The following is a 26,302-nucleotide window of genomic DNA, read 5'->3' on the forward strand; positions in this document are numbered from 1 at the left end:
AGAAGAAGTACATTGAAATGAACGACTACTACGAACAAAAGAGAGCTAAGGAAAAACAAACCAGCAAGGTTGTATCTATCCGTTAGACAACCCGCCGGGGATTTTACACACAATATTGGACTTGACCGAAACGGGAGAAGCTAAGTGTATTCTTGCCATTAGATGTCGAATATGACTTGGATTTTAGGGGAATGAATTGTACTTTTGCTGTTAGATTCCGGAGACCCAGGGGCAAGCACACCCGATTTGTGCGTTGAAATCATGCCATTCAACGAACAAAGAATCCCGACCATCGTCAGGATTCTTTCTGTATTTTCGAAGGGTTATTGATCTTGTAAGGGACGGGATGCTTGGTGAGCTTCTTGGCGACGATCTTGCCTTCGAACCGGATCTTGTCCCCGATCTGAAGCTCCAGCTTCTTGAGCGTGGCGCTATGGCTCGACCAGGCGTCACCGACTTCGGTTTCCGGATCCTCGATCCAGACGGCTTCGTAGACGATCACTTCGTCTTCCGTTTCGGTAAAGTGGTTCGGCACCGTGGCGAATTCCTTCACGGTCGCGCGCATTCTCACTTTATCCTCGGGCAGCTGCAGCTTCGCGGTTTTTCCCTTCTTGGCGGGCTCCTTCGGCGGCGTTGCCGCCTTGACCGGCTCGGGTTCCGGTTTCTCTGCGGGCGGATCGGCGGGTTCGTTCCCGATTTCCGGCGGCGTCGACGCTGACGTATCCGAAGTTGACGGTTCCGCGTTGTCCGCATGCGGAGCTTCAGAGTCGGAGGTTTCTTCCGCCCCCGTTAACGTCTTCTGGCCGTAGGAGGAAGCCTGCATTTCTTTCAGGTAAGAGGGATGAATGCAGTGGCGCTGCCCGTTGTCGAATTCGATGACGGAGGTCATCCGGTCGACGTATCCGACGATGCTGCAGGGCAGATTCATGCCGTTTCCTTTGTAATAGAACGTTTTGGCTTTGGACGCTTTCTCCGAAAGCAGTCCCCATTCCTTGCATTTGCCGATCATCTCCGCCTCGTCATCGAACGCGCGAAAGCTTTCCGGCTGAATGGTGAACGAATACGTCATGGACGGGTCCGCCTTTCCTGGGACAGGGATCGTTATGAAAATACGATAACAAGAATGTCCGGCCGATTCAACCGCTTAGCTCTCTTTTCAGATGTTCGTACAGCTTCGCTCCGGCCGCCTGCAGGGGGAATTCCGACGCTTTGCAGAGAAGGCCGACGGTCATGTCGACGTCTGCGTGCTTCAGGATCCGGACCGCGGTTCCGGGAGGTTCCGGTTGCAGCGCGATCCTAGGAACGAGCGCGATGCCGAGACCCTGAGCCGCATAATAAGGCAGGGCGGTCATGCTGCCGATTTCCATCGTCTCCACCTCTGCGCACGCCGTTTCCTGCAGGATCGTGCCCAATTTTCTCCGATACGGACAGCCCGCCGCCGTCACCAGCAACCGGTGGCCCGGCAAGTCTGCCGGCGCGATGTCCGGTTTGGCCGCCAAGGGGTGCGATTCCGGCATCAGCACGACGAACTCCTCGGCATAGACCGGGTGAAAGTACAATTCGCTCGTCCACTCCGGAGCGGAGCTTAGCGCCACATCCAATTCGCCCCGGAGAATCCGGTCCCCGAGCGTAGGGGTATTGGCGATTTCGATCGATACCCGGACATTCGGAAGCCGCCGTTTGAAACGTTCCAGAATGGCCGGCAAACGGTGACTGGCCACCGGCTCAATCGCGCCAAGCCGGACGGATCCGGCTTCCCCGGCTTTCGTATCGGCCATGCTCGATTGCAGGCGTTCGATGTCTTGGACGATCCTCAGGCTCCGTTCCCGAAACAGCCTGCCCGCTTCCGTCAGCCGTACCGATTTGTGCGCCCGCTCGAACAACGGAACGCCGAGCTCGGACTCCAGTTTTTGGATTTGCATCGTAACCGTGGATTGCGCGTAGTTCAATTGCTCGGCCGCCCGGATGAAGCTGCCCGAGTCGACAATTCGATGGAACGTTCGGACGGCTTTGATGTCCATGCCGGCACCTCCGATCCGTGATTCAAAAATATTGAATGTTCTGTTCTATTCATTCAATTATACACGAATGCTAAAAGGCGGTAACCTGAAAAGAGGAGGGATTCAGAATGAACTTGAACGATAAGGTTGCGCTTGTCACGGGCGGAGGTACGGGAATCGGAAGAGCGGTTTCTCTCGCTTTGGCGGACAAGGGAGCGGCGGTTGCGGTGAATTATTCCCGTTCGCGGGACGAGGCGGAGGAAACCGTGCGGTGCATCGCGGAAAAAGGGGGGCGAGCCGTCGCCATCCAAGCGGACGTTTCCAAAGACGCCGAAGTGCGGAAGATGGTTGGCTCGGTCGCGGAACGGTTCGGAACCGTGGACCTTCTCGTCAACAATGCGAGCATCACGCGCCACATTCCCCTTGGGGATTTGGAAGCCGCCGAGGAAGTCGTATGGGACGAGCTGTTCGCGGTGAACGTGAAGGGAATGTTCCACTGCGCCAGAGCCGTGGCCCCTTGGATGAAGCGGAACAAAGGCGGAGCGATCATTAACTTGGGGAGTATCGCGGGCATTACGGGCGTGGGCTCCTCGCTCCCCTACGCCGTTTCCAAAGCCGCTGTTCACGGCCTCACGAGATCGCTGGCGCACGCTCTTGCGCCGGAAATCCGCGTCAGCGGCGTGGCGCCCGGAGCCGTCGCGACGAGATGGTGGGCGGGGAGGGAGGAGCAGATGGAGCGGCTGAGCCCGAATTTGCCGCTTCGGAGGGTCTCGACGCCGGAGGATATCGCGCATCTGATTTGCGCAGTGTTGGAGCAAGAAGCCCTGACGGGTCAGACGATCACGGTCGATTCCGGCCAAACCTTGTGACCGCAAGCATATCACCCGGGTTCCGAGACCGAACCGAATGGCAAAGTGAAGGTCATAACGTTTTTTTTGCAAACGAAAAGAATCCACTAATAATAAATTATGCTACAATAGGGTGTGGTTTCCAATCGATAAGGAGTGTTGACAATCTTGACTACGCAATCGAGCGCCGTGAAAGCCCCCAGCTTGTTCGGCAACCGGTTTCTCCAAACGATCTTGATGTCCAACGTACTGCTGCAGATTGGGATCTGGGTCCGCAATTTCGCGATTCTTCTCTACGTAGCGGACGTGACGGACAAAGATCCGTATGCGATCTCGCTTATCAGCGTCGCGGAATTTGCCCCCATTTTCGTCTTCTCGTTCATCGGGGGGACGTTCGCGGACCGCTGGAGGCCGAAGCGGACGATGATCTGGTGCGACTTGCTGTCCGCGGTATCGGTGTTCGTCGTGCTGCTGACGATCCATTACGGATCATGGCAATCGGTTTATCTGGTCACGTTCATCTCGGCCATTCTGTCTCAGTTCTCTCAGCCTTCCGGTATGCGGCTGTTCAAGCAGCACGTGCCCGAAGCGCAGCTGCAGCAGGGAATGGCGATGTTCCAGTCGCTGATGGCGATCTTCATGGTACTTGGGCCGATGCTCGGCACGTTCGCCTTCAGCACGTTCGGACTCGAAATCTCCATCGCTGTCATGGGCGTCGCGTTCCTGCTATCCGCTCTGGTGCTGGTTCGTCTGCCTAAGGATAAAGAAGAGCCGCGGCCGGCTGCGGAGAAGGGCCAATTTCGCAAAGAGCTATCAGAGGGATTTCGCTACGTATGGAAAAGTCCCGTACTGCGGACGCTCGGAGCGGTATTCATGCTGGCAGGACTCGCGGTCGGCATCGCTCAGGCGCTCGGCTTGTTCATCGTTACGGATCGGCTCGGAAAGCCGGAGGACTTCCTTCAGTACATCCTTATGGTGAACGGAGCGGCCATGCTGGTCGGCGGAGGCCTCGTCGCCGCATTCGCGAAGAAGGTGCCGGCACCGCTTTTGCTGGCGATCGGCATGCTGGTGAGCGCCCTCTGCACGGTCATCGTCGGTTACTCGACGAACGTTCCGCTTACCCTCGTCGTCCAATTTTTGAATGGGCTCGTCTTCCCTTGCATCCATATCGGGATCAGCACGATGATGTTGAAATGGTCGGACCCGTCCATCGTCGGGAGGGTAAACGGGGTGATGAGTCCTATGTTCGCCGGCATGATGGTCATTTCCATGTCGTTTGCCGGCGCGCTGAAGGACGCGTTCTCTCTTGTTTCGATCTATACCGGCTCTGGAGTCCTGTTCCTGATCGGGGCGCTGGCCATGCTGCCGACCATGCGGCATAGAGCGCCCGAGTTGGCGCAAAGCTAACGAGACAGGAAGGAAGAAGAGCGGCACTTGCCGAATAAGTAGAGGGCAACAGTTATTATCGCGGATAGGGAGTAGACGAAATGAGAATTGGCGCAATCGAAGCCGGCGGAACGAAGTTCGTTTGCGGAATCGGCAATGAGAAAGGCGAGATCGCGGAGAGAATCAGTTTCCCGACGGAACAACCGGAGCCGACGCTCCGCCAAGCTGTCGACTTTTTCCGGGATAAAGGCGTGGAAGCGATCGGGGTCGGCTCTTTCGGCCCGCTTGATATCGATCCGGCAAGTCCAACCTACGGGTACGTCACGACGACCCCGAAACCGGGCTGGTCCGGCTACTCGTTCTTGGGAGCTCTTCGGGAAGCGTTCGACGTTCCGTTCGGGTGGGATACGGACGTTAACGCGGCGGCGTTGGGAGAAGCCACGTGGGGCGCGGCGAAGGGCCTCGACAGCTGCGTCTATTACACGATCGGCACCGGCGTTGGCGTAGGTGTCTACGCGGAGGGGAAACTCGTGCACGGACTCGTGCACCCGGAAGGCGGCCACGTCCTGACCCGGCGTCACGCCAAAGATGATTTCGCGGGCTGCTGCCCCTACCACGGGGATTGCCTGGAAGGCATGGCGGCAGGACCGGCCATCGAGAAGAGATGGGGCAAGAAAGGAAGCGAGCTTCCTTCCGACCATCCCGCATGGGAAATCGAAGCCTTCTACATCGGTCAGGCTCTCGCGGGCACGATTCTCCTGCTCTCTCCGAAGAAAGTGATCCTGGGTGGAGGCGTCATGCACCAGAAGCAGCTATTCCCGCTGATCCATGCCGAAGTGAAGAAGAATTTAAACGGATATGTCAATTCGAAAACGGTGCTGGAGCAGATCGAAGATTATATCGTGCCGCCCGGACTGGGAGACAATGCCGGTTTGGCCGGCTCGCTGGCGCTTGGCCTGGCCGCGCTGCAAAGAGGATAACTAACGAACGCAAAAAACAAAACGATAAACCCGCAATCATGCCGCTGATTGTGGGTTTATTGTTTCATTCATGGTGGAATGTGCCGGTGTTGTTTTGCGTTAGAGGGAAATATAGGATAAATAGCGAATTCGTTTTAGAAGCCGAAAATGGTATTATCAAGAAGCATGTTCGTGAAATAGACGTTAGATGAAATCCTTGTAAAAAGTTAAAAGGATGATAAAACCTGAAAATAACATACGAGATCAAATCATATAAGGAATTCAAAGGACTACCGCGGATGAGTAAGTTCGGTCTTGTTATTTCTGTATTAAGTGCTCTTTGCTTTATTGGTTCTATAATATCTTATGGCTCGGAGACATACTTCATTAAGAAAGAAGTTATGAAGGCAGTACCGTATTATTCAATTGGAACCTTTATCTTAGGATTCATTACAACAATTATTTTTGATAAGAATCGAAAAGAACGAACTAAGATAGGACCATTAAAGGGGCATTAAAGAACTGCCTTGGAATGATTTTGTAGGGAATATGAGAAGACAAGGACTTCATCTAAACATCACATTCACGCATCGCAGCCTTAAGGCTGCTCAGTCCGCTTGAGGATTTCGATGAAGCCGGTGCCAGGCGGACAACCCTGCGCACCTAACCGCGTCGCGGCGGCTTCCGAAGCCTTAAGGTTCCCGGGTTCGTGAATCCGAGAGACGGTAGACGAAATGGATGTTAACACCATGAGAGAAAAGAGGACATAGCATGGACAACCTGGTCATGTTCTTAGTGTTTTTAGCATTCTTTTTTATTTACTTCTTTTATATTCGAACAAAGAATAAGGGGAACGTTATAAGGCTGCTTAAGAAGAAAGAACCTACAGCGTTAATTAACGTCTTTTCAAAAGAATTAAAACGAATAAAGAATAAAAATGTGAGAGAAGCATTCACGGCTTACAACACCGTATTAGTTCTTATTCTTTATGGGCGATTAAATGAAGCAAAGTCTACAATTTCTCGAATGGAATGGGCTAACTCAGAACCTTTATGCCAAGCACTAAACTTTAGCGCTCAAAGTTTAATTTACTATTTTGAAGGAAACATTGTTGAGGGGTTGGCAATGGCAAGGAAAGCAAGAGCCGTTCAAAGTTACTCTACTCCCATCCAAGGAGTGAGAGTTGATGAGAATGTGTTGAATGCATATGTTGACATCGGTGAATTATTATATGGACAAAATAGCAATGAAAAAATTAGCAAGCTGAGAACTGTATTTCGAGGCTTCCCTATCATTGTTCAATTGTTTGTGGCCTGGGCATTAATGAAAGGTTACCACGAGATAAACAACATGGAAAAATATGAAGAAATGAAACAGTTTTGTATGAAGAACGCTCCTAATTTTTTGCTGCAAATTGAGGATAACAAGTCAACACGACAGACCTTAAAATCGTATGTTTAATCGCTTGACATTTCGAGCAGACGTTGACTTCCGGTAACCTTTATCAAGGGGGGGAGTTTGATGAAGAAAATAAAAGAAATATTCTCATCCAAATTAGTCCTGTTCGGTTTAGGGCTCTTTAATGCAGAGTGGTCCGTACGTAAACCCAGACAACACGGATTATGTAGTAAACTCTTTTTTCATTTTAAAGAAATACCGTCGAAGAGGATTAGGCAAAGAGGCATGTAAAGAGCTTTTTCGCAAACTGCCTGGTCGATATGCTATCGGTCAATTATCTAACAATGTTCCAGCCATTCAGTTTTGGAAGAATTTATACCACTCTTTCAAAATAGATTTCGATGAGAGAGAAAATATCGAAGACCATCAAATCATATTATATCAATACTTTAAGGTTTAGCTTGAACACGGATAGGTGTATGGCAAAATCATCCTATGTTCACGCGGCGAGCCGGCTGGCGGAAGAGGAGAAACCCAATGGACGTACAAGACATTCCAGTCGAAATCGTGGATCAAATAGGAGCGATTCAGAACCTCTCATTCCCTCGACAAGGGTATACTTCGCTTGTTGCAAAAATCCAAACTCGTGATCATCAGTTCATTATTAAAAAGACTGAGCATGCGTTATTTAATGAATGGTTATCCGAGGAATACCTAGCGTTACAATATCTTTCGACTACCGGACTACCGGTTCCAAAGCCATATGCTTTCCATATTCAGGACAGATCGAGATGGCTGCTGATGGATTACATAGATGGAATTAGTTTGAGACATTACTTGGGGAGCAAACCTGATCTTAGGGATAGAGAAAAAGTGATCTCTCATTACGGTTTATGTTTAAAGAAAATCCATGAAAGCCAATGCCCTGTTGAATTGCGCAAGAATGATCAATCTTGGTTAGATACGATGCTTATGAAGGCAAGCCGCAATCTTACAAATTATCATGTGGAAGGCACTGAAGAATTACTTATACGACTGAAAAATAATAGGCCCAAACCGATCGAGAATACTCTGATCCATGGCGATTTTCACACGAATAACGTATTGGTTAACAACAATAAAGTAATAGGCATTATTGATTGGCCCAGAGCTGCGTTCGGTGACCCTCGATTTGATATTGCGCTGGCTATCAGACCTAAGCAAGATGTTTTTGATCAAGAAGGGGATCAAGACGTATTCTTTGAATCCTATGGCAGAGTTAGGATAACGGATGAAGAATACAGGTATTTCCAAGAAGGCTTATATAAGTTCTTTTAAGCATCACTTTGAGCGATATCTAAATTAGCCAAGGCGGGAAATCCAATGGATATTCGGCATACCATTGAAATAATCGAGAAAGAAATAACGATAACACTTGATGAATATAACAAATGGTTCGTAGTTGATAAAAATCTTATGAATTTTTCACCACAATATGGATGGAGAATCGATCAAATTCTCGAACATGTTACTTTGACTAACCATTTCTTATTGATATTAATTCGTAAAGGCAAGAGAACAGCGATCGAGCTCTCTTCAAAGAAGAATTTAGGGAAAGAGCTTGAGAATTATCAGTTTAACTTAGACAAACTTCATGATATTTCAAAGCATAAGTCGTTTGCATGGATTCGGCCAGAGCATATGGAGCCAAAAGGTGAAGCAGGTTTGTCCGAAATACAAACATGATTAGAATCTCAATTCAACGAATGCAAAGCCATACTAAAAGAACTGTAATGACCCGCCTCACATACAGACACGCGCCTCCAACTTTCAAAATCAAATTTTCAATGGAAAGGATGCGTTCCCCATAGAGTCGTCTCCATCCATGTCGACAGTCGAAATCTTCTCCATCTTCGCGCTTATTGGCAACGGCTTGTTGTGGCTGCTCGGCATCTACAGCCTGTATTTGTTCATTAAACTTGCGCACCGAGGCATTCAAGCGCTGGACAATTTACTTGGACGAAAAGAGAAACGGCCGCCGATGAAACCCCGTGCATTTAAAAGAGACATACTGGGGCGCCACCATGACGCTGGAAGGGGAAAACGGGACGCCGTTGATCCGCAAAATCGCAAAGTTTATCGAGAGATACCGTTAACCTAGAGGAATTTGCCGTTCATCGACGAATTAACCAATGGATGTAATCCTACATCTCGATGAATAGCAGAGGTCGTAGCATGCTCAACGATTACAAGGATTTTCTGCTGAACATGTTCTTTGTCGCCTCTCCCCTCGTTTTTTACCCCTACATTCTCAAAACCAAGAACAAGCCGTTGCTTTACGGCCTGTTCCTGTACCTCGTATTAGCCGTTTCGCTCATCTGCACGATGTCTTTTTCCGTCCAAATCGAAGGATTGTCTTACGATTTCCGATCCGTTCTGCTGACGGTCAGCTTCATCTACGCGGGGCCGTTCGTCTCGTTATTGCTCTACTTCACCCTGATCGTTTGCCGTTTCGCGTTGGGCAATCCCAACAATTTGCTATATGCGGTTTCCTTGCTGCCTTCCGTTATCTTGTTTTTGCTGCTCCGGAAGCATTACGCCAGCGTCAGCGCCAAAAGAAAAACGTTTTCGGCGGCATTGATCTGCACCTTCATCAAATTTCTGACCATATTCGCCTATCTCGGATTCCTCGGGGATTTGGTGCTGTGGTTCAAATCTCCGCTAGACACGCTCGGGACTTACCTCGTTCAAGCACTTACCGCCGCCGCATTCGTCTGTCTCATGGAACTCGCGAACAAATACTTCGTGATGCAGGAAGAAATCGTCGCCAGCGAAAAAATGAAAATCGTAAGCGATATCGCGGCCTCGGTCGCCCACGAAATCCGGAATCCGCTAACCTCGGTGAGAGGGTTCATCCAACTGCTGGGAAACGGCGATTTGCCGCTCCAGCGACGGGAGTATTACCGGAATATTTGCCTGGACGAGCTGGATCGGGCACAAAATATCATCTCCGATTATCTGACGTTGGCGAAACCGGATCCGGAAGTCGTGGAACGGATCGATCTGAAGGAGGAAGTGGAGTATGTCTCTCAAATTCTGCTGGCCTACGCCAATTACAATAACGTGGTCATCCAAACCCAGTTATGCGACGAAGCTTACGCCGAAGGAGATCGGCACAAGCTGCGGCAGGCGTTGATCAACATCGGTAAAAACGTGATCGAAGCGATGCCGGGCGGCGGACAATTGCTGTTCGCGTTGAAGAAGACAAACGGAGGGGTGGTCTTGACCGTGAGCGATACGGGAGTCGGGATGACCCCGGAGCAAATCAGCCGGCTCGGAACGCCGTACTATTCCACGAAAGAGAAAGGGACCGGGCTCGGGACGATGGTGTCATTCGGGATCATCAAGAAGATGCACGGAAAAATCGAAATCAAAAGCGAGCTCGGCGTGGGAACGGAGTATCATATTATCTTTGCCGCATAGTTGCACAGCCGATTTCCGACAGGGGGCCGGCTTTCGCGTTTTCTAGGCTTTCACCTAAGGGTTCCTCCGTGAGTATCCTATCGTATCACTCATGGAATAGATGGAGGAAACGTGATGGGGTATTTCGTTGGCGTAGAGCCGGGGGTCAATCTGTACGTAGAGGACCTGAATCCCGGGGGCGGCAAGACGATCGTGTTTATCCACGGCTGGCCATTAAACCATAAGCAGTTCGAGTATCAATTCGACGTCCTTCCGGCCATGGGATACCGCTGCATCGGCATCGACTGGAGAGGATTCGGCAAGTCGGACAAACCGGCGGGCGGCTACAACTATGACCGCTTGGCGGATGACCTCCGCGTCGTCATCGGCGCGCTTGGGCTGAACGACTTCACGCTCGCGGGGCACTCTACGGGCGGCGCCATCGCGATCCGTTATATGGCCCGTCACCAAGGCTTCGGCGTATCCAAGCTAGTTCTCATCAGCGCTGCGGCACCCGCCGGCTTTACCCCCGAGACCGCGGGCAGGCTGCTGTCCGAAACGTTTAACGACCGTCCCAACATGATGCGGGGCGTAACGGACGAATTTTTCTTCCGGTCCGTATCCCGCCCGTTTGCGGACTGGTTCCGGCTTTTGGGGCTCGAAGCGGCGGGCTGGTCTACGGCGGCGGTCATCGTCATGCTCAGGGACGAGAAGCTGGATGCCGATCTGCCCCGGATCGCCAGTCCGACCTTAATCGTTCACGGCATTCACGACCAAGTGATCCCTTTCACGCAGGCGCAGGTTCTGAACGAGAAAATCAGAAATTCCCGGCTTGTCCCCTTTCCCTACAGCGGCCATGGTCCCTTCTGGGAAGAACGCGACCGCTTTAATCGGTTGTTGGCGCAATTCGTCGGACGCTAAGGATTCGTCTCTCTACAATCCCGGATGAAATCTGCCGATAGCAATGGATAAAGGGACTTTATTCCTAATCCAACGGGAGGGGCATACGTGAAGGCGAGAGCGATCTGGAAATGGGTGATACCGGCCATCGTGCTGGCGGCCGTCTTCCTACCGTACACGGTATCGGCAAACAATGGCATCGACAAGAACGAGCAGCAGGAAGCGGCGAAGAGAATGCAGGGTTTACAGTTGATTGCGGGTAGGAAAGACGGCGATCTGGCGCTGGATGCCAATATCACCCGCGCCGAATTGGTGACGATCATCGTTCGCGCATTCGGGAATGACACCGAAGCTAAGCTATTGAAAGGAGCGCCTTCTTTCCCGGACGTCGGATCCCACTGGGCAAGCGGCTACATCGCGGTAGCCAAAAATCTGGCCAAGCAAACCGGAGAGGTGTTGGGACGGCCGGACGGCACCTTCAACCCGGACGGCAACGTCACGCAGGCCGAGGCGCTGGCTTTCGTCATGAAGTTTATGGGCATCAAACCGGAAGAAGGCTCCAAATGGCCGGATAATTATATCAATGGTGCCGTCAACGCGGGGCTGATCACAGAGGAGGATGGGAAGGCCGTTTCGGCGGGCAAGAATACGGCTGCCAATCGCGGCTTGGTATTCTACCTTGCGGACTCGGGATTCTCCACCTATAAGCTTGCGAACGGCAAAACGGTCTACACGACTTATGTCGACTCGAAGCCGCCCAGCCTGACGGTCGAAACGCCTCCGTCCGAATCGGCGGAGAATCAAGTCGCGCTCAAAGGTACTGCCGAAGGCGCCGCTTTCGTCACGCTTGACGGCAAGAAGGTAAGCGTGGGCGCGGACGGCAAATGGACGGGAACGCTGGAGCTGGGCACTTGCGGCGATACCTATCCGATCGTGGCGTCCGATTTGGCGGGCAATACCGTTACGAAAGAAGTCACGATCAAATGGAAGGGAGCGCCCAAAGGCGTGTCCAAAGACGTGTACGCGTGCAAGGCGAACTAATTCGCGGATTCCTTGATGCGCCGGCGCGATTCCTCGTGGGATTCATCGCCGCTATCGTCGTTGCTTTTTAAGGTAGCCGTTCTTCCATGATTTATACATTTACTCTATGCCCATTCCTGATAGAATCAGGGATTGAAGTGCTTCTATTAGGAAGGGGAATAGGAAGAAAGTGAAGAAGTTGATCATCGCGGCGGTCGCATTTGCGTTCATGGCCGCAGGGTTTGCGGGGAGCGCATGGGCGGCCGACCAGCAGAAACGCGAGTTGTTCGAGTATTTTGTGGAAGACAGCTTGGATCATTGGGCAAGCGCGGATTTGGCGGATTTCATTCAGGCTGACATTCTTGCCGGATATCAGGAAGACGGGGCTGTTTCGATCAAACCGCAAGGCAACGTGACCCGTGCCGAGTTCGTGGCGATCCTGCTGCGCGCGGCCGATGTTCCCGTCCAATCCGGCGAATCGAAATTTACCGACGTCAGCGAGAAAGATTGGTTCCATGACACGGTCGTGACAGCCAGTTCCATGAACCTGATTTATGGTCAGAAGGCTGACGTTTTTGCGCCGAACGCGAAAATCACGCGTGCGGAAATCGCCGCCATTCTGAACCGTTTCTTCCAAGCTACGCTTGCGTTTGACGGGCAAGCCAAAACGTTCACGGACATCGAAGGCCACTGGGCGAAAGCCGATATCGAGAAGATCAGTGAGGCCGGTGTCGTCGCGGGTTATGGCAATGAATTCAAGCCGAACAAAAACGCGACGAGAGCGGAAGCGGCCAGCATGGTGCGCAGAGCTCTCCATCAGGAAACGAAGGCAGCGCCGGCCGAGCAGGATTTGATCCAAGTCGTGAAGGACTACAACGATAAGGGCAACGAGTTGATGCAGGCGCTGAAGTTTGACGAACTGGCGGCTCTGAATAACGAGAAATCGGTCGGTTTTGAACAAGCGTTTGTCCTTGCGTCCGTCGATTCCTTGAAACAAGCCTTGGAGCAGATTCAAGCGACGGGAGCGACTTTCGAAATCAAAGTGAACGGCGATGCGAATTATCAAGTGAAGTTTGCCAGCGATCGTTATGCGGCCGTTGCCGTTACGGGTCAAACGGGCGAAATCATCTTCGCCAAAGACGGCCAATCCCATTCCGAGAAAGTGAGCTCCGACGAGACCTATCTCCTGCGCAAGATCGGCGGGACCTGGAAGATCTACGGCGGGGAAACGTCGTACCAGGATTTCATCGGAATGATCCTGAATCCGGACGGCGCAAGTTCGGAAGCAAGCGCAAACTGATTTCAACACCGAAAAAGCGATCATTCTCCCATTCGGGGAATGGTCGCTTTGTCGATTCAATTGTCCGGCTGTAAATCCATGATCGCTCCGGTATATGGCGAGGCGGTCCAGGAAGCGTTGCCCGCTTGACCGTCTTTATTGCTCGTGCGACAGCTGCCGGTAGGCCGAAGGAGACAGACCCAGCCAGCGCTTGAACTGCTTGCTGAATTGGGAGACGTCGCGGTAGCCGAGCGCCTCGGATACTTGCTCCACCGTCAAGGAACGGTCCAGCAGAAGCTCCTTCGCCCGGCGCTGCTTCAGCGATGTCAAATATTGGCGCGGCGAAATGCCGAAAACATGCCGGAATATCCGGGTGCAGGACGCCGGCGTGTAGCCCATTTCTTTAGCCAGCGCCACAAGGCCTCGTTTGTCGTCCGCTCCCGCGTCTTGCCGGACGAGACGCTCGATCGCGGCGGCAAGTCTCGCGGCGACCGGATCGGCGGCGCCCGGGCCTGCCGCGTCCGTCGCGTCCGTCGCGTTGCCATGGGCGTACCCGAGCAGTCGGGCGAACAACTCGAACCCCGTCATCAGCGTATCGGTCCGGCTTTCATCGCCGGAGCCTTCCCGGGCGTTGCGGACGAAACGGTCCAGTACCGGCTTCAGGGCGCGCACAAGCTCCGAATCCGCGCGGTACAATGCGGAACCGAGTCCGTTCAGCTTCTTCCGCAAGCCCAAATCGCCGACCTCGAAATGCAGGCAGAAGTACTCCATCGCGGCGCCGTCCGCCGAGCCCATGCTCTCGTGCCGGACGCCCGGCTGCACCCAGACAAGGTCGCCGAGACGCTGAGTCCACACTTTCCCCGCCGCCTTGATCCGCTGGGCCCCTTCCGTCACCCAGTTGATCTCGTAAAGCGAATGCTCGTGTTCCGGATAGGACCACCGAGCATCCACCTTCCGCAAATGAACCCCGAACAATCGGAACGCGAAGTCGGCATCCGGCATCGTCCGGTTTTCGATGACGTTCTCCGTTCCCGCTGGCAGCACCGTTTTCGGCACCTTTGCCTTCCTCCTTCTCCTTATTCCGCCCGTTCTCCCATTATAGCATAGGACCCTCGGACCTCTGTTCGTTTTGCCCAAAAGCGGGAGCGGTTTGCCCATGTCGGCCCTTCAGCGTCCGGGCTATGATGAAGCTGATCGGAACAGCAAATCGCAAAGGAGTCGGTACGAGAACATGGTCCAACCCTTTTTCAACGCGCATCATTCTCCCATCGGGGCATTCGCGAGCTTCACGTTGGGATTTCCGGGGGGAAGCGGCGGCTTCGACCTGGAGCTGGGGCGTCCTCCGAGACAAAGCGTCTATATCGGCTTGGAATCGGAAACGGGCGGGTACGAGGCGCTTCCGTTCTTCACGGGAGGGGATGACGAGAGCAAACGCTACGACGTCGAGAATGCCGCGGGGGCTCAGCCGGCCGAAGCCGTATCGGGACCGCGGGTCGTCTCCTTCGCGCGCGACCGCGTCAAGCGCGATTTCCGATTGTCAACGGATACCTGGCAGGCCGGGGACCTCACTTTCACGCTCTACTCGCCGGTCCAGCCGGTTCCCGACCCGACCGGGGCGAACGAAGCGGAGTTGAAGCAAGCGCTCGCCCCCGCGATCGCGGCTGAGCTGACCGTCGACAATACCGCGGGCCGCAAGGCGCGCAGAGCCTTCTTCGGCTATCAGGGAGGCGATCCGTATAGCTCGCTGCGGCGGATGGACGATACGATGAACGGCTCTTCGGGCGTCGGCCAAGGCCGGCTGACGGCGATCGTAACGAAGGATCCGGACGTTCGTTCGGCCCTTCATTTCAGCATCGAAGATATCCTGAACAACCCGCTCGAGGAGAACTGGACGTTCGGCCTTGGCACGGTCGGCGCCCTCGTCATGGACGTGCCGGCTGGGGAGAAGCGAACGTACCGGTTCGCGCTATGCTTCCATCGGGCGGGTACGGTCACGGCGGGGATGGACGCATCTTATCTGTACACGCGCTGGTTCCCGAGCCTGGAATCGGTCGCCGAGTACGCGCTGGAAAGATGGGACTCCTGGGCGGCCAGGTCGCGCGAAGCGAACCGGATGATCGACGAAACCGCGTTAAGCGAGGACCAGAAATTCATGATGGCCCACGCGATCCGAAGCTATTACGGCTCCACGCAGCTGCTGGAGGCGGACGGCGAGCCCGCATGGATCGTGAACGAGGGCGAGTACCGGATGATGAACACGTTCGACCTGACCGTCGACCAGCTGTTCTACGAGCTGAAGATGAACCCATGGACGGTGCGGGCCGAGCTCGACCTGTTCACCCGCCGCTACAGCTACCGCGACCGCGTTCGTTTCCCGGGCGAGGAGAAGGAATACGAAGGCGGCATCAGCTTCACGCACGACATGGGCGTCGCGAACACGTTTTCCCGGCCCGGCTATTCCGCCTATGAGCTTTACGGGCTGAAGGGCTGTTTCTCGCACATGACGCATGAGCAGCTGGTCAACTGGATCCTGTGCGCCTCCGTATACGTGGAGCAGATTGGAGACCGCGCCTGGCTGAGCCGCAACCTGGGCGTGCTGCAGGAGTGTCTGGCCAGCATGCTGAACCGCGACCATCCGGACCCGGACAAGCGGAACGGCATGATGGGGCTCGACAGCACGCGCACGATGGGCGGCGCCGAGATCACGACGTACGACAGTCTCGACGTGTCGCTGGGCCAGGCGCGCAACAACATTTATTTGGCCGGGAAATGCTGGGCGGCGTACTTGGCGATGGAGAAGCTGTTCCGCGAGGAAGGTTTGACGGAGCTGTCCGTTACGGCGGGTGAGCAAGCGGAGCGATGCGCCCGCACGATCGCGGCGCATGTCACGGAGGAAGGGTACGTTCCCGCCGTTATCGGCGAGGGCAACGATTCCCGCATCATTCCCGCGATCGAGGGGCTCGTATTCCCTTATTATACGAACTGCCGGGACGCGCTGAGTCCGGACGGCCGCTTCGGCGATTACATCCGCGTACTGAAACGCCATTTGGACACGGTGCTGAAAGAAGGCGTCTGCCTGTTCCCGGACGGCGGCTGGAAAATCTCGTCCACGAGCAACAACTCCTGGCTCAGCAAAATTTATCTGTGCCAGTTCATCGCGCGCCATCTTCTTGGTTGCGAATGGGATGAACGGGGGCGCGCCGCGGACGCCGCGCACGCCGCCTGGCTGACGCATCCGACGCTTTCGATCTGGAGCTGGAGCGACCAGATCCTCGCCGGCGAAATCATCGGCAGCAAGTACTATCCGCGGGGCGTGACCAGCATTCTCTGGCTGGAAGAAGCGATTGCGCGGGGATAGAAAGATAGAGAAGCGAAAGAGAAGCGAAAGAGAAGCGAAAGAGAAGCGAGGAGGATGGCAGCATGACCGAAAAACCGGATGAGGCGCCTTCGCTGTGCCGGGTTTACGAGGATCGGTTCCGCATCGGCGCGGCCGTGAATCCCTGGACGCTGGCAAAGCAACAAGCTTTGCTGCGCCGGCATTTCAACAGCCTGACCGCCGAGAACGAAATGAAATTCGAACGCATCCATCCGCTGGAGGATAGGTACGACTTCACCGCGGCGGATGCTCTGATGGCCTTCGCGGAAGAAGGCGGAATGGCCGTCCGCGGGCATACGCTCGTCTGGCATAACCAGACGCCGGCTTGGGTCTTCAAGGGACCGGACGGGGAGCCCGTCGACCGGACGACGCTGCTGGGGAGAATGCGATCTCATATCCACGCCGTCGTCGGCCGTTACAAGGGCAGGATTTACGCCTGGGATGCCGTCAACGAAGCGGTTGCGGACGAAGGCGACGATCTGCTCCGGGAGTCTCCCTGGCGGTCGATCGCCGGCGACGATTACATCGGCAAAGCGTTCGAATACGCGCACGAAGCCGATCCCGATTGCAGGCTGTTCTACAACGATTACAACGAATCGTTTCCCGCCAAGCGGGAGAAGATTTACCGGTTGGTCGAAGAATTGAAGCGGGACAACGTTCCCATTCACGGCGTCGGGATGCAAGCGCATTGGAATCTCTTCTCGCCGGGGTTGGACGACATCCGGGAGGCGATCGAACGGTATGCCTCATTGGGCTTGGAGATCCACATCACCGAGCTGGACATGTCCGTCTTCGCCTTCGAAGACCGGCGGACCGATCTGCAGCGGCCGACGGAGGAAATGCAGCGGCTGCAGGAAGAACGTTACGCTTCCGTTTTCGCGTTGTTCAGAGAGTACGCTGCCTATATCAAGAGCGTCACCTTCTGGGGGGCGGCGGACGATTATACGTGGCTGGACGGCTTCCCGGTCAAAGGAAGGAAGAACTGGCCGTTCCTGTTCGACGAGTTGCACCGGCCCAAAGGGGCTTTTTGGGACGTATTGCCGTGAACGGCATGCCATGCCGCCAGCGAGAAGGAGCTGTACCGAACGCCAACCTGATGGCGGAAGGGCCAGCTCCTTTCGCCACGTGCGCGCCCGTTAAGCCTGCGTCGCAAGCTTAACTCCACCCCCGCGCCACTGTGCCGTCCGTTAAGCCTGCGTCGCAAGCTTAACTTCACCCCCGCGCCACTGTGCCGTCCGTTAAGCCTGCGTCGCAAGCTTAACTTCACCCCCGCGCCTCTATGCCATCCGTTACGCCTGCGCCGCAAGCTTAACTCCACCCCCGCGCCTCTATGCCGTCCGTTAAGCCCGTCCCGCAGTCTTATTACTCCGCTGTTCCCTAGCCATGCCCGATTGAACACGCTAGCGTTCCGAGTCTCCGCGAAGGCCATGTTGCGGCCGAATGACAAACGCGTTACAGTTCGGCAACTAAATTCTCCGGCCCCGCAGAGCAGGCAACTCTCCCGCCAACGGCTCATACAATATCTTCACATCTCTCGCAAAGGAAGTGCGGGCCGTGAGGAGATACCATTGGATCAGGTGGAGAAGGTTCCTCCTCAGGTTCGCCGTCGTCGCGACGCTCGGCGTACTGCTCTGGCGGGGCGGACCGCAAGCCTGGTCGATTGCGCTGAGCGTGCTCGGCCTCTTGCTGCAGCTGCTGTTCGCGGTCCTGTTCATCATCATCCAGTTCGTCGCCCTCTTCTGGTTTCTCGCGAGGGGAAGAACCTATTGGATCCTGCCCGGCGAGACCGGAGCGACTTGGGAGGATTACCGCGGGAACCCCGAAATCGTGGAAAACGCGAAACGGATCGTCACGCTGCTGAAGGGCGTCAAAGCGTTCAAGGCAATGGGCGGCGAAGCGATCCGCGGGCTGCTGCTCTGCGGTCCTCCGGGAACGGGGAAATCGTATTTGGCGCAAGTCATCGCCAACGAGGCGCAGGTGCCGTTCGCGTACGCGTCGGCTCCCAGCTTCCAGAACATGTTCTTCGGAGTCGGCAACCTGAAGGTGATGCGGATCTACAAGAAAGCCCGCAAGCTGGCCAGGGTATACGGCGCCTGCATCATTTTCATCGACGAGATCGACGCCATCGGCATGAAGCGGCAGGCGGGAGGGGGCGGCGGGTTCGGAATGTTCAATATGGGCGGCTCCGGGCTGCTCAACGAGCTGCTCCTGCAGATGGATCCGCCGAACATCGACGGTTCCCGTATCCACAAGCTGCTACGCCTGCTCGGTCTGCGGCGCCGCAAAGCCGACCGGCCGGCCGTGCTTACGGTCGCGGCGACGAACCTCCCCGACGTGCTTGATTCGGCGCTGCTGCGGCCGGGACGGTTCGACCGGCAGCTGTGGGTCGACTCCCCGGATTACGACGGGCGGGTGGACGTGTTCCGTTATTACCTGCGGAAAGTGAAGAAGGACGATACGCTGACCCCGGAGAAAGCCGCGCTCGATACGGTCGGTTACAGTCCGGCGCAGATCAAGCATATTGTCAACGAGGCGGTCGTCATCGCACACCAGCGGGGCGCTCCGCTTGCCGGCTACGAGGATTTCCGCGCCGCCATGGAGACGTACGAGTGGGGACTGAAGCAGCCGCTCCGCTCGATGAGCGAGGACGAGAAGCGGAACGTCGCTTACCATGAAGCCGGACACGCGGTGGCCCAGTATATGCTCAAGCCGCACGAACGGGTCTGGAAGGTGACGATCGTCCGACGGGGAGGCGCGCTGGGCCTTGCCGCGACGAAGCCGGTGAACGAGCGGTACAACCGGAGCGACAGCGAGATTCTGGCGGAAATCCAGGTCTGCCTGGCGGCTCGGGCGGCGGAAGAAGCGTTCCTGGGCAAGAAACTGAACGGCGTCACCTCCGACCTGCAGCAAGCCACGGCGCTCGCCGGAGCCTACCTCGGCCTGGTCGGCATGGGTGACGAGCTGTTCAGCTGGCGGGCCGCGGGATCAACCGGCGAAGGGCTCAAAACGCTCCGGCCCAAAATCAACGAGCTGCTGAAGGACCAGATGTCCCAGGTGAAGCAGCTGCTGCGGGAGCATGCCGATTTCGTGCACGTGATCGCGGAGGAGCTTCTCGAACGGGAGGATCTGACCGGCGAGGAGATCGAGCATATCCACATCCGGTTGTACGGCCATGGACGGCCCAAACCGCCGGCCATCCGGTCCTCGGCGTTTCCCGATGCGCCCGTTCAGGCAGATCCGGACGATGAGCAGCCGGATGCGGCGGTTAAGGATGAGGGGCATTCCGAATCGAACGGGGATCGCTAACGGATGCCCGCTTCCCCGGGAGGTCAGGAAGGATTTGACGAGGAGGCGAGCGACCGGTAACGGGGATGCTCGGAAAGAACGGATGAAATCAGTTTGTTGACGACGGGGTGCGGCGAGGAGAACAATTGATCTTTATCGCCGCACCTCTCGATTAACGCTCCTTTCTCCATCACGGCCAAAGCGTCGGAAATGGAATAAGCCGCTTTCACGTCATGCGTGATAAAAAGATAAGACAGGCCGAATATCGATTTTAAATCGCCCAGAAGCGCCAATATGTTCGTCTGATTCACCATGTCCAAGCTGCTGACCGCCTCGTCCAGCACGATCAGCTTCGGCTTTAAGGCAATCGCCCTGGCGATGCTGATTCTTTGGAGCTGGCCCCCGCTGAATTGATGCGGGTACTTCCGCGCATCCTCCGCCTTCAGCCCGACCCTCTCCAGCAGTTCCCCCACGGTTCGATGAAGCTCTCGCGCGGAAAGACGCTCGTAGTTTTCCAGCGGTTCCCCTACGATTTGCCCGGCCGTCATTCGAGGGTTCACCGAAGAAGTATAGTCCTGAAACACCGCTTGAAGGTCTCGGCGAAGTTGTCGGCGCGTACTCGCGTCGGCTCGGTACAGATCTTGCCCTTGAAAGAGGACTTGACCTTGCCGCGGTCTTTCCAGCCCGAGGATCACTCTTCCCAGCGTGCTTTTTCCCGCCCCGCTCGCGCCCAGAAGTCCCAGCCCCATCCCCTGCTCGATGGATAACGACACGCCCGTCAGCACCGGTGTTTGCCTGCCGGCCCGACGGAAAAGCCGGGAACCGGCATAGGTATGGGTGACGCCTATAACCTCCAGCAAGCTCATCACGCCACCCCCCGTTTCTTGGACCCTAGTAAAATAAGCAGAGCCGCTGCTCCAATCCAGATGCAGCCGGCAAACATCGCATGATAGGAATAGGCGTCCGCGACGAGACTCAGCGCCCATGTGCCGACCGACGTTCCGAAATCGGCCGCCGCGATGAACAGTCCGATGCCTCTGCCCCGGAAGCGTTCCGGCACGATAAACGAAACATAAGTGACCAGTGTCGGATACAGCATCGACAACGCCAAACCGTTGCAAACGGCTGCCGTCAATAGAATAGGCAAAGAGTCCGCCGAACGGATCAGCATGACGGCTGCCGTCATGAGAACCAGCAGAACGGCCGCCGTGCCCGCCGGAAACCGCCCGTCCGTCGGAACGAACTTCCGCCCGAAGAAGCGGACGGTGACGAGAACGGCGGTCTCGGTCATAAAGTACAAGCCTGCGTAAGGAAGCCCCCGCTTCTCCAGGTACAGAGGAAGAAAAGAAGCGACCGTGCCGATGATCGCCGATGCCAGCAACATGATCACGGAAGGGAAAATCAGCTTCCGATCCTTCCACCACCGGTAAGTCTCCCCTCCGTAAACGCTCCCTTCCGGGGGACGGTCCGCCGCAGGCCGTTCGGGAGGCTTAACGGTCAAGCCGATGAGAAGCGTGGCCAAACCGACCGGAATTAACGCCGCGAACAGGTACGGCATCGGCACGCGATCCGCAAAATACAGAGCAAGGAACGGCCCGTAGGTGTACGGGAGCATGGACGAAAGCGAGAAAAGGGACAGCCCTTGCCCGCGGGATTTGTCCGGCAGCGCTTCGATGATCATGAGATGCGCGACCATGGAGAAGAAGGACAGGATCACCCCCTGCGCCATTCGCAGCAGGGCGAAAACCCAGAGCTCGCGGATGAGGTACAAGGATAAGACCGCGACATGAAGCACGAGAACCGTCGTGAAGACCCGCGACGTGCCGAACTTGTCGACGATTCTGCCCGCAACGGGACGCAGAAACATCGACGTAAACATGTACGCGCCCATAATCAAACCGATCTGCGATGGGCTCGCCCCCAGCGCATTCGCGTTCAGCGGAAGCAGGACGAGAAGAATATGGCTGGCGGTATAAAATAAGAGAGATAATAAATAAATCCGGATCGATTTCGCTCCGATCGGACGGTCCTGCGAAACCGCTGCAGGCTGCTGGACGGCATTCATGAGGATAACCGCTCCTTGGTCCGCGGGCCGGCAGGGAAGGCGGGTCTGGCCTGAAGGAGCTGTTTTGTATACTCCTGCTGCGGATGATCGAACAGCCGGTATACGTCCGCTTTTTCTACGATCCGTCCGTGCTGCATGACGGCGACCTCGTCCGCCATTTCCGCAATGACCCCCAAGTCGTGGGAAATGAGCAAGATCGCCGTGCCGTATTCGCGGCGGAGGCGGTCCAGTTGGCGGAGTACCTGCAGTTGGTTGACCGCGTCCAGGGCCGTGGTCGGTTCATCCGCGATGAGCACGGAAGGACGAAGGCACATGGAAACGGCGATCATGACCCGTTGAAGCATGCCCCCGCTCAGTTGAAACGGATAGCGCCGCATCAGTTCGGAAGCGTTCGGCAAATTCACGCCCTCCAGAGAGGCGGCTGCCAGCTCGGCCGCTTGTTTCTTGGTGAGATCCGTGTGGGTGCGGATCGACTCGACGAATTGATCGCCGATCGTGAACACGGGAGAGAAAGCGTTCATCGGATTTTGCATGATGAGGGCGATTTCTTTCCCCCGAAGGCGACGCATCTCCTCGGCCCGGATCCCGTTCAGCTCGCGGCCGTTTAATCGGATGCTGCCTTCCACGGAAGTCGTTTTCCGGTTCAGCAGCTGCAGGAGGGACAAGCTGGTCACCGTTTTGCCGCAGCCGCTTTCCCCCACAAGTCCGAGCACCTCGCCGGGCTTCAGTTCGAAATCGAGATGACGGACAAGGGAAGCCGTTCCCTCCGCCGACTTTACTTGTACATGCAGGTCACTTACCCGCAATGCGCTGCGCGGTTTTTCCGTCATGAATCCTTCCCCTTTCAAAAGCGCCGTTTACGCCGTACCGATCCGCCAACGCCTCACCCAGGATATTGAACGTCACGACCACCAGCAGAATCATCAATCCCGGATACAGCATGAGCTCCGGATGGCTCCGGATATATCCCTTGCCTTCGTGGATCATGGCTCCCCACTCCGGCATGGGCGGCTGGATGCCGAGACCGAGAAACGACATGGCGGCGATGTCCATGATCGCCCAGCCGATTTCGAGCGTGCCCATCACGACGATCGGGGGCAGCACGTTCGGAATGATGTGGCGTCTGATGATTTTCCAAGTCGAAGATCCGCTTATTTTGGCCGCCGTAATAAAGTTCCGTTCCTTCAGATCGAGAACCATGCCCCGGAACATCCGGGCGTAGTACACCCATTGCACCATCACCATGGCCAGGACGACCTGCGCCAGTCCGGGGCCGAAGATCCCGACGAGCCCGAGAACGAGCACGAGGGACGGAAACGCCATGACCCCCTCGCAGAACCGCATCAGCACGGAATCTACGATGCCTCCTTTATACCCGGCAACCGTTCCGATAAGCAGGCCGATCCCCAGAGCCGAAAGGAAAATCAGGGACGCAAAGCCGAGCGAATACCGAGCACCATACAACAAACGGGAAAGCGTATCGCGGCCCAAATGATCGGTTCCGAGCGGGTGTTCCCAGGAAGGAGGCTGCAGCTTGTGCGCCAGATTCACTTGAATCGGATCATGAGGAGCGATCCATGGGGCCAGAACGGTCACCAGAATAAAAAAGCCTAGAACGACCGTGACTGCCAGTGCGGTCTTCCGGCTCTTCAGGCCGATCCGCATCCTTCTCGCGATCAAGATTCGGTTCTTCCTTTCCAGGAAATTCGAGGGTTCAGATACATCTGCAGAAGATCGACGATCAGATTGCACAAAATGAAGAGACAGGCGGAAAGCAGCACATAACACTGGATGACCGGAATATCCCGATTAAAAATCGCTTCGATGAAATACCTTCCGAACCCCGGCCAGGAAAAAACCTCCTCGACGATGATCGTCCCGGCCAGCAATTTTCCCATGTTCATTCCCAATCCGGTGAGCATCGGGGAAAAGGCGATTTTGAGCACGTGCTTGCCCATGATGAGCTTCTCCTTCAACCCTCTTGTTCTGGCATACAAGACATAAGGCTCCCGCAATTGTTCCAACACGCTGGTGCGCAGAAGGCGGGAATAGACGGCGATCAGTCCCATGGCGAGCGTGAGCGACGGAAGCACGAGATTCGCCAAGGTTCCTTTTCCCTGAACGGGAAGCAGATCGAGTTTGACGGCGAAGAAATAAATCAATAGGTAGCCGAGCCAGAACTGCGGAATGGAAGCCCCGAAGAAAGCGAGCAGCCGGCTGATTTGATCGATGACGCCGTTCTTGTACAACGCCGACAAGAACCCGAGCGGCACGCTGACGATTACGGCCAGCAGGAGGCTGCTGAAAGCGAGCTGGATCGTGGCGGGCATCCGAAGCATCACCTCGTCCCAAACCGGTTGATTCGAAATATAAGATGTGCCGAAGTCCAGCCGGCACATCTTCATCAAGGCTTGGGCGTATTGTACGAGCAGCGGCTGATCCAGGCCGAATTCCTGTCTTTTCTGGGCGATCAGCTCCTCGGTCGGCTGGATATGCGACGCGGCCAAATAGGCTTCGGCGGGGTCGACCGGCGAGAGATGGATCAGCAAGAACGTGAGGAACGTAGCGAAAAGAAAGATAGGGAGGACGGCGAGAAGCCGTCTCCCGATATAGCTGCCCATGACATGCCTCCCAGCCTGTTACCTTGCGATGTCGAGACTGTTGAACGGATGTTCTTCCCGGTTCGCCGGGAACTGAAACCCGCTTACGTTTTTGTGATAGACAACCGTCTTTTTGATGTAGGAAATCGGTACGAGCGACGCTTGCTCCTGCAGCGTAGTCAGGATGGAAGCGTACAATTCCGCGCGCTTCTTCTCGTCCGTGGAGGAGAGAGCGTCCTGGATTTGCTTCACGAGATGATCTTTCTCCGGCAAGTTCGACAGCGCCGCCGAGAAACCGAAGTCATTCTCGGCAACGACGTGGATGAACGAGTGCGGATCGTACGGAGCTCCGTAGTTGCTGGAGAAGTTCAAGTCGAACTCCTTGGCGCGGAACCGTTTGATTTGCTCGGTCAAATCGAGGCCGGTAATGGTCAGCTTCACGCCGATGGCCGCCCACTCGGCTTGCAGCGTTTCCGCCATCGGCTTCAAAATTTGGTCCGATTTCTCGTAGATCAATTCCAGTTCAAGAGGTTTGCCTTCTTTCTCGCGGACCGTTTTTCCGTCCGGCAGCTTCCAGCCGGCCTCGTCGAGATAAGCTTTCGCTTTCTCCACGTCATAGCCGATCGGCGTGACGCTGATATCGGTGTAAGGGAAGTTCGTGGAGAGAATGTTGTCCGCTTTCTCTTCCAAGCCTGCGGTTACGCCGTCAACCATGGCCTGTTTGTTGAAGCCATGCTGCAGGGCCAGACGCACCCGCAAGTCCGAGAGCGCTGCGTTCGCCGTATTCATCACCATCAGCCTGGTGCCGACCGGCTCGGACACACCCGTTTCGTATTTGCCCGAATCTTTCAATTGCTGGAACGCATCCATGCTGATGACGCCTTCGCCGTAGATCAGATCCAAGTCGCCTTTCTCGAAGGCGAGCACGCGCGTCTCTCCGTCCGGGATCACCTTGATGACGATTTTGTCGGCTTTCGGCTGTTCTCCCCAGTAATTCGGATTGCGGGTGAACTCGGCGTATTCGTCCTTCTTGTAATCCGCGAGCATCCACGGTCCGGTGCCGACGGGCTTCTTCACGCCTTTGGACGTATCCCCGTCGTCCGGAAACCCGGCTTCGCCTAGAAACCGCACCGGACGGACGACCGCAAGTTCTTGCAAGGTCGGATAATAAGCTTGCTTCAACGTCAGTTTGAACGTATATTCGTCAACCGCTTCCGTTTTGTCCAGCGCGGCGATAAACCCAAGCCAGCTGTGATTCTCGGCTTTCCTCATGATCGCATCGAAATTCTTTTTGACGATGGCCGCGTTAAACGCCGTTCCGTCCGAAAACTTGACGTTTTGGCGAAGCTTGAACGTGTATGCTTTGCCGTCCGGGGAAATCGTCCACGATTCCGCCAGATGGGGCTCCAGCTTACCTCCGTCCGCGTACCGGACCAGAGGTTCGTATATCATCGATTGGGCGATCAGTTGCGACGGATTGTAGACATGCGGGTTCATCTCTCCGATATCGCGCGCCCAGGAGAAAGTAATGACCTTATCGCCCTGACCCGCTGCTTGGCTGGAAGCCGGTGCGGAGTCCGAGTTGGACGAACAAGCCGACAGAATGGCGGAAAGAATCAGTAAAAGTGCGGAAATCCAAGCGATGGCTTTACCTTTTGCTGCAAACATAACGAAAGCGGTCCCCTCTCGGCCAATTTGGTGCAAATGATATTCATTCTCAACGAAATGATAAGAGAAGGACTGAG

Annotated in this window: 24 protein-coding genes; 15 read left to right on the plus strand and 9 right to left on the minus strand. The window is 55.5% G+C overall.

Features of this window, described 5'->3' with window-relative positions:
• Positions 1-295: 295 nt before the first annotated feature.
• Positions 296-1,069: a hypothetical protein gene (locus GE107_RS16740; protein WP_219641140.1), complete on the minus strand. Its 774-nt coding sequence runs from the start codon at positions 1,067-1,069 to the stop codon at positions 296-298.
• A 67-nt stretch (positions 1,070-1,136) separates the two neighbouring features.
• Positions 1,137-2,021, minus strand: a complete 885-nt coding sequence (locus GE107_RS16745) for a LysR family transcriptional regulator (protein WP_219641141.1) — start codon at positions 2,019-2,021, stop codon at positions 1,137-1,139.
• Positions 2,022-2,128: 107 nt separating this feature from the next.
• Here GE107_RS16745 and GE107_RS16750 point away from each other — a divergent pair, with 107 nt between their 5' ends.
• The 12 genes from GE107_RS16750 (at position 2,129) to GE107_RS16805 (ending at position 13,252) form a co-directional block, all read left to right on the plus strand.
• Positions 2,129-2,869, plus strand: a complete 741-nt coding sequence (locus GE107_RS16750; RefSeq protein WP_219641142.1) for an SDR family NAD(P)-dependent oxidoreductase — start codon at positions 2,129-2,131, stop codon at positions 2,867-2,869.
• 147 nt (positions 2,870-3,016) lie between these two features.
• Complete coding sequence (locus GE107_RS16755) at positions 3,017-4,255, plus strand: MFS transporter (protein WP_255570557.1); 1,239 nt, start codon at positions 3,017-3,019, stop codon at positions 4,253-4,255.
• Positions 4,256-4,335: 80 nt separating this feature from the next.
• Positions 4,336-5,214, plus strand: coding sequence for an ROK family protein (locus tag GE107_RS16760; protein WP_219641143.1), 879 nt, complete (start codon positions 4,336-4,338; stop codon positions 5,212-5,214).
• Between the two features lie 750 nt (positions 5,215-5,964).
• Complete coding sequence (locus GE107_RS16765) at positions 5,965-6,654, plus strand: hypothetical protein (protein WP_219641144.1); 690 nt, start codon at positions 5,965-5,967, stop codon at positions 6,652-6,654.
• 121 nt (positions 6,655-6,775) lie between these two features.
• Positions 6,776-7,051 carry a GNAT family N-acetyltransferase gene (locus GE107_RS27210; protein ID WP_219641145.1) on the plus strand — a complete coding sequence of 92 codons (276 nt, stop codon included), beginning with the start codon at positions 6,776-6,778 and terminating at the stop codon, positions 7,049-7,051.
• Between the two features lie 77 nt (positions 7,052-7,128).
• Positions 7,129-7,908 (plus strand): phosphotransferase, encoded by a 780-nt coding sequence (locus tag GE107_RS16775; protein ID WP_219641146.1) that lies wholly within the window; start codon positions 7,129-7,131, stop codon positions 7,906-7,908.
• Between the two features lie 45 nt (positions 7,909-7,953).
• Complete coding sequence (locus tag GE107_RS16780; protein WP_219641147.1) at positions 7,954-8,316, plus strand: hypothetical protein; 363 nt, start codon at positions 7,954-7,956, stop codon at positions 8,314-8,316.
• Between the two features lie 139 nt (positions 8,317-8,455).
• Positions 8,456-8,731: a hypothetical protein gene (locus GE107_RS16785; RefSeq protein WP_219641364.1), complete on the plus strand. Its 276-nt coding sequence runs from the start codon at positions 8,456-8,458 to the stop codon at positions 8,729-8,731.
• 74 nt (positions 8,732-8,805) lie between these two features.
• Entirely contained in the window at positions 8,806-10,053 is a 1,248-nt protein-coding gene (locus tag GE107_RS16790; RefSeq protein ID WP_219641148.1) for an ATP-binding protein, read from the plus strand.
• Between the two features lie 114 nt (positions 10,054-10,167).
• On the plus strand, positions 10,168-10,953 hold the full coding sequence (locus GE107_RS16795) for an alpha/beta fold hydrolase (RefSeq protein ID WP_219641149.1): 786 nt from the start codon (positions 10,168-10,170) through the stop codon (positions 10,951-10,953).
• A gap of 87 nt (positions 10,954-11,040) precedes the next feature.
• Positions 11,041-11,973: an S-layer homology domain-containing protein gene (locus tag GE107_RS16800; RefSeq protein ID WP_219641150.1), complete on the plus strand. Its 933-nt coding sequence runs from the start codon at positions 11,041-11,043 to the stop codon at positions 11,971-11,973.
• A 169-nt stretch (positions 11,974-12,142) separates the two neighbouring features.
• Positions 12,143-13,252 carry an S-layer homology domain-containing protein gene (locus GE107_RS16805; protein ID WP_219641151.1) on the plus strand — a complete coding sequence of 370 codons (1,110 nt, stop codon included), beginning with the start codon at positions 12,143-12,145 and terminating at the stop codon, positions 13,250-13,252.
• Positions 13,253-13,387: 135 nt separating this feature from the next.
• Here GE107_RS16805 and GE107_RS16810 read toward each other — a convergent pair whose 3' ends face one another.
• Positions 13,388-14,287, minus strand: coding sequence for an AraC family transcriptional regulator (locus GE107_RS16810; protein ID WP_219641152.1), 900 nt, complete (start codon positions 14,285-14,287; stop codon positions 13,388-13,390).
• A gap of 175 nt (positions 14,288-14,462) precedes the next feature.
• Between GE107_RS16810 and GE107_RS16815 the strand changes: the two genes are divergently transcribed.
• The 3 genes from GE107_RS16815 to GE107_RS16825 all read left to right on the plus strand — a co-directional run bounded on the left by GE107_RS16815 (position 14,463) and on the right by GE107_RS16825 (position 19,913).
• Complete coding sequence (locus GE107_RS16815) at positions 14,463-16,589, plus strand: glycoside hydrolase family 52 protein (RefSeq protein ID WP_219641153.1); 2,127 nt, start codon at positions 14,463-14,465, stop codon at positions 16,587-16,589.
• 62 nt (positions 16,590-16,651) lie between these two features.
• Entirely contained in the window at positions 16,652-17,653 is a 1,002-nt protein-coding gene (locus tag GE107_RS16820) for an endo-1,4-beta-xylanase (protein ID WP_219641154.1), read from the plus strand.
• Between the two features lie 508 nt (positions 17,654-18,161).
• Positions 18,162-19,913: an AAA family ATPase gene (locus tag GE107_RS16825; RefSeq protein WP_219641155.1), complete on the plus strand. Its 1,752-nt coding sequence runs from the start codon at positions 18,162-18,164 to the stop codon at positions 19,911-19,913.
• 23 nt (positions 19,914-19,936) lie between these two features.
• Here GE107_RS16825 and nikE read toward each other — a convergent pair whose 3' ends face one another.
• Genes nikE through nikA form a run of 6 tightly spaced genes read right to left on the minus strand, consistent with a single transcriptional unit; the run spans position 19,937 to position 26,225 of the window.
• Positions 19,937-20,758: a nickel import ATP-binding protein NikE gene (gene nikE / locus GE107_RS16830; protein ID WP_219641156.1), complete on the minus strand. Its 822-nt coding sequence runs from the start codon at positions 20,756-20,758 to the stop codon at positions 19,937-19,939.
• Positions 20,758-21,957, minus strand: a complete 1,200-nt coding sequence (gene cntE, locus GE107_RS16835) for a staphylopine family metallophore export MFS transporter CntE (protein WP_219641157.1) — start codon at positions 21,955-21,957, stop codon at positions 20,758-20,760. The genes nikE and cntE overlap by 1 nt, the downstream gene beginning before the upstream one ends.
• A complete protein-coding gene (locus tag GE107_RS16840; protein ID WP_219641158.1) occupies positions 21,954-22,787 on the minus strand; it encodes an ABC transporter ATP-binding protein in 834 nt (277 codons plus the stop codon). Before GE107_RS16840 ends, cntE begins: the two co-directional genes overlap by 4 nt.
• On the minus strand, positions 22,750-23,622 hold the full coding sequence (gene nikC, locus GE107_RS16845) for a nickel ABC transporter permease subunit NikC (protein ID WP_219641343.1): 873 nt from the start codon (positions 23,620-23,622) through the stop codon (positions 22,750-22,752). Before nikC ends, GE107_RS16840 begins: the two co-directional genes overlap by 38 nt.
• Positions 23,623-23,633: 11 nt before the next feature.
• The gene (nikB, locus tag GE107_RS16850; protein WP_219641159.1) at positions 23,634-24,578 is read right to left on the minus strand and encodes a nickel ABC transporter permease subunit NikB; all 945 of its coding nucleotides are present in this window, start codon (positions 24,576-24,578) and stop codon (positions 23,634-23,636) included.
• 18 nt (positions 24,579-24,596) lie between these two features.
• Entirely contained in the window at positions 24,597-26,225 is a 1,629-nt protein-coding gene (gene nikA, locus GE107_RS16855; RefSeq protein WP_219641160.1) for a nickel ABC transporter substrate-binding protein, read from the minus strand.
• Positions 26,226-26,302 lie beyond the last annotated feature (77 nt).

It is taken from the genome of Cohnella sp. CFH 77786, from assembly GCF_019400745.1.
Classification (GTDB): Bacteria; Bacillota; Bacilli; order Paenibacillales; family Paenibacillaceae; genus Cohnella.

Bases quoted from the DNA above. Each gene is read 5' to 3' on its own strand.
- nikA (WP_219641160.1), bottom strand. From the start codon at position 26,225: ATGTTTGCAGCAAAAGGTAAAGCCATCGCTTGGATTTCCGCACTTTTA.
- nikC (WP_219641343.1), bottom strand. From the start codon at position 23,622: ATGCGGATCGGCCTGAAGAGCCGGAAGACCGCACTGGCAGTCACGGTC.
- nikB (WP_219641159.1), bottom strand. From the start codon at position 24,578: ATGGGCAGCTATATCGGGAGACGGCTTCTCGCCGTCCTCCCTATCTTT.
- GE107_RS16780 (WP_219641147.1), top strand. From the start codon at position 7,954: ATGGATATTCGGCATACCATTGAAATAATCGAGAAAGAAATAACGATA.
- GE107_RS16820 (WP_219641154.1), top strand. From the start codon at position 16,652: ATGACCGAAAAACCGGATGAGGCGCCTTCGCTGTGCCGGGTTTACGAG.
- GE107_RS27210 (WP_219641145.1), top strand. From the start codon at position 6,776: ATGCAGAGTGGTCCGTACGTAAACCCAGACAACACGGATTATGTAGTA.
- nikE (WP_219641156.1), bottom strand. From the start codon at position 20,758: ATGAGCTTGCTGGAGGTTATAGGCGTCACCCATACCTATGCCGGTTCC.
- GE107_RS16740 (WP_219641140.1), bottom strand. From the start codon at position 1,069: ATGACGTATTCGTTCACCATTCAGCCGGAAAGCTTTCGCGCGTTCGAT.
- GE107_RS16760 (WP_219641143.1), top strand. From the start codon at position 4,336: ATGAGAATTGGCGCAATCGAAGCCGGCGGAACGAAGTTCGTTTGCGGA.
- GE107_RS16785 (WP_219641364.1), top strand. From the start codon at position 8,456: ATGTCGACAGTCGAAATCTTCTCCATCTTCGCGCTTATTGGCAACGGC.
- GE107_RS16750 (WP_219641142.1), top strand. From the start codon at position 2,129: ATGAACTTGAACGATAAGGTTGCGCTTGTCACGGGCGGAGGTACGGGA.
- GE107_RS16815 (WP_219641153.1), top strand. From the start codon at position 14,463: ATGGTCCAACCCTTTTTCAACGCGCATCATTCTCCCATCGGGGCATTC.
- GE107_RS16795 (WP_219641149.1), top strand. From the start codon at position 10,168: ATGGGGTATTTCGTTGGCGTAGAGCCGGGGGTCAATCTGTACGTAGAG.
- GE107_RS16840 (WP_219641158.1), bottom strand. From the start codon at position 22,787: ATGACGGAAAAACCGCGCAGCGCATTGCGGGTAAGTGACCTGCATGTA.
- GE107_RS16745 (WP_219641141.1), bottom strand. From the start codon at position 2,021: ATGGACATCAAAGCCGTCCGAACGTTCCATCGAATTGTCGACTCGGGC.
- cntE (WP_219641157.1), bottom strand. From the start codon at position 21,957: ATGAATGCCGTCCAGCAGCCTGCAGCGGTTTCGCAGGACCGTCCGATC.
- GE107_RS16765 (WP_219641144.1), top strand. From the start codon at position 5,965: ATGGACAACCTGGTCATGTTCTTAGTGTTTTTAGCATTCTTTTTTATT.
- GE107_RS16790 (WP_219641148.1), top strand. From the start codon at position 8,806: ATGCTCAACGATTACAAGGATTTTCTGCTGAACATGTTCTTTGTCGCC.
- GE107_RS16775 (WP_219641146.1), top strand. From the start codon at position 7,129: ATGGACGTACAAGACATTCCAGTCGAAATCGTGGATCAAATAGGAGCG.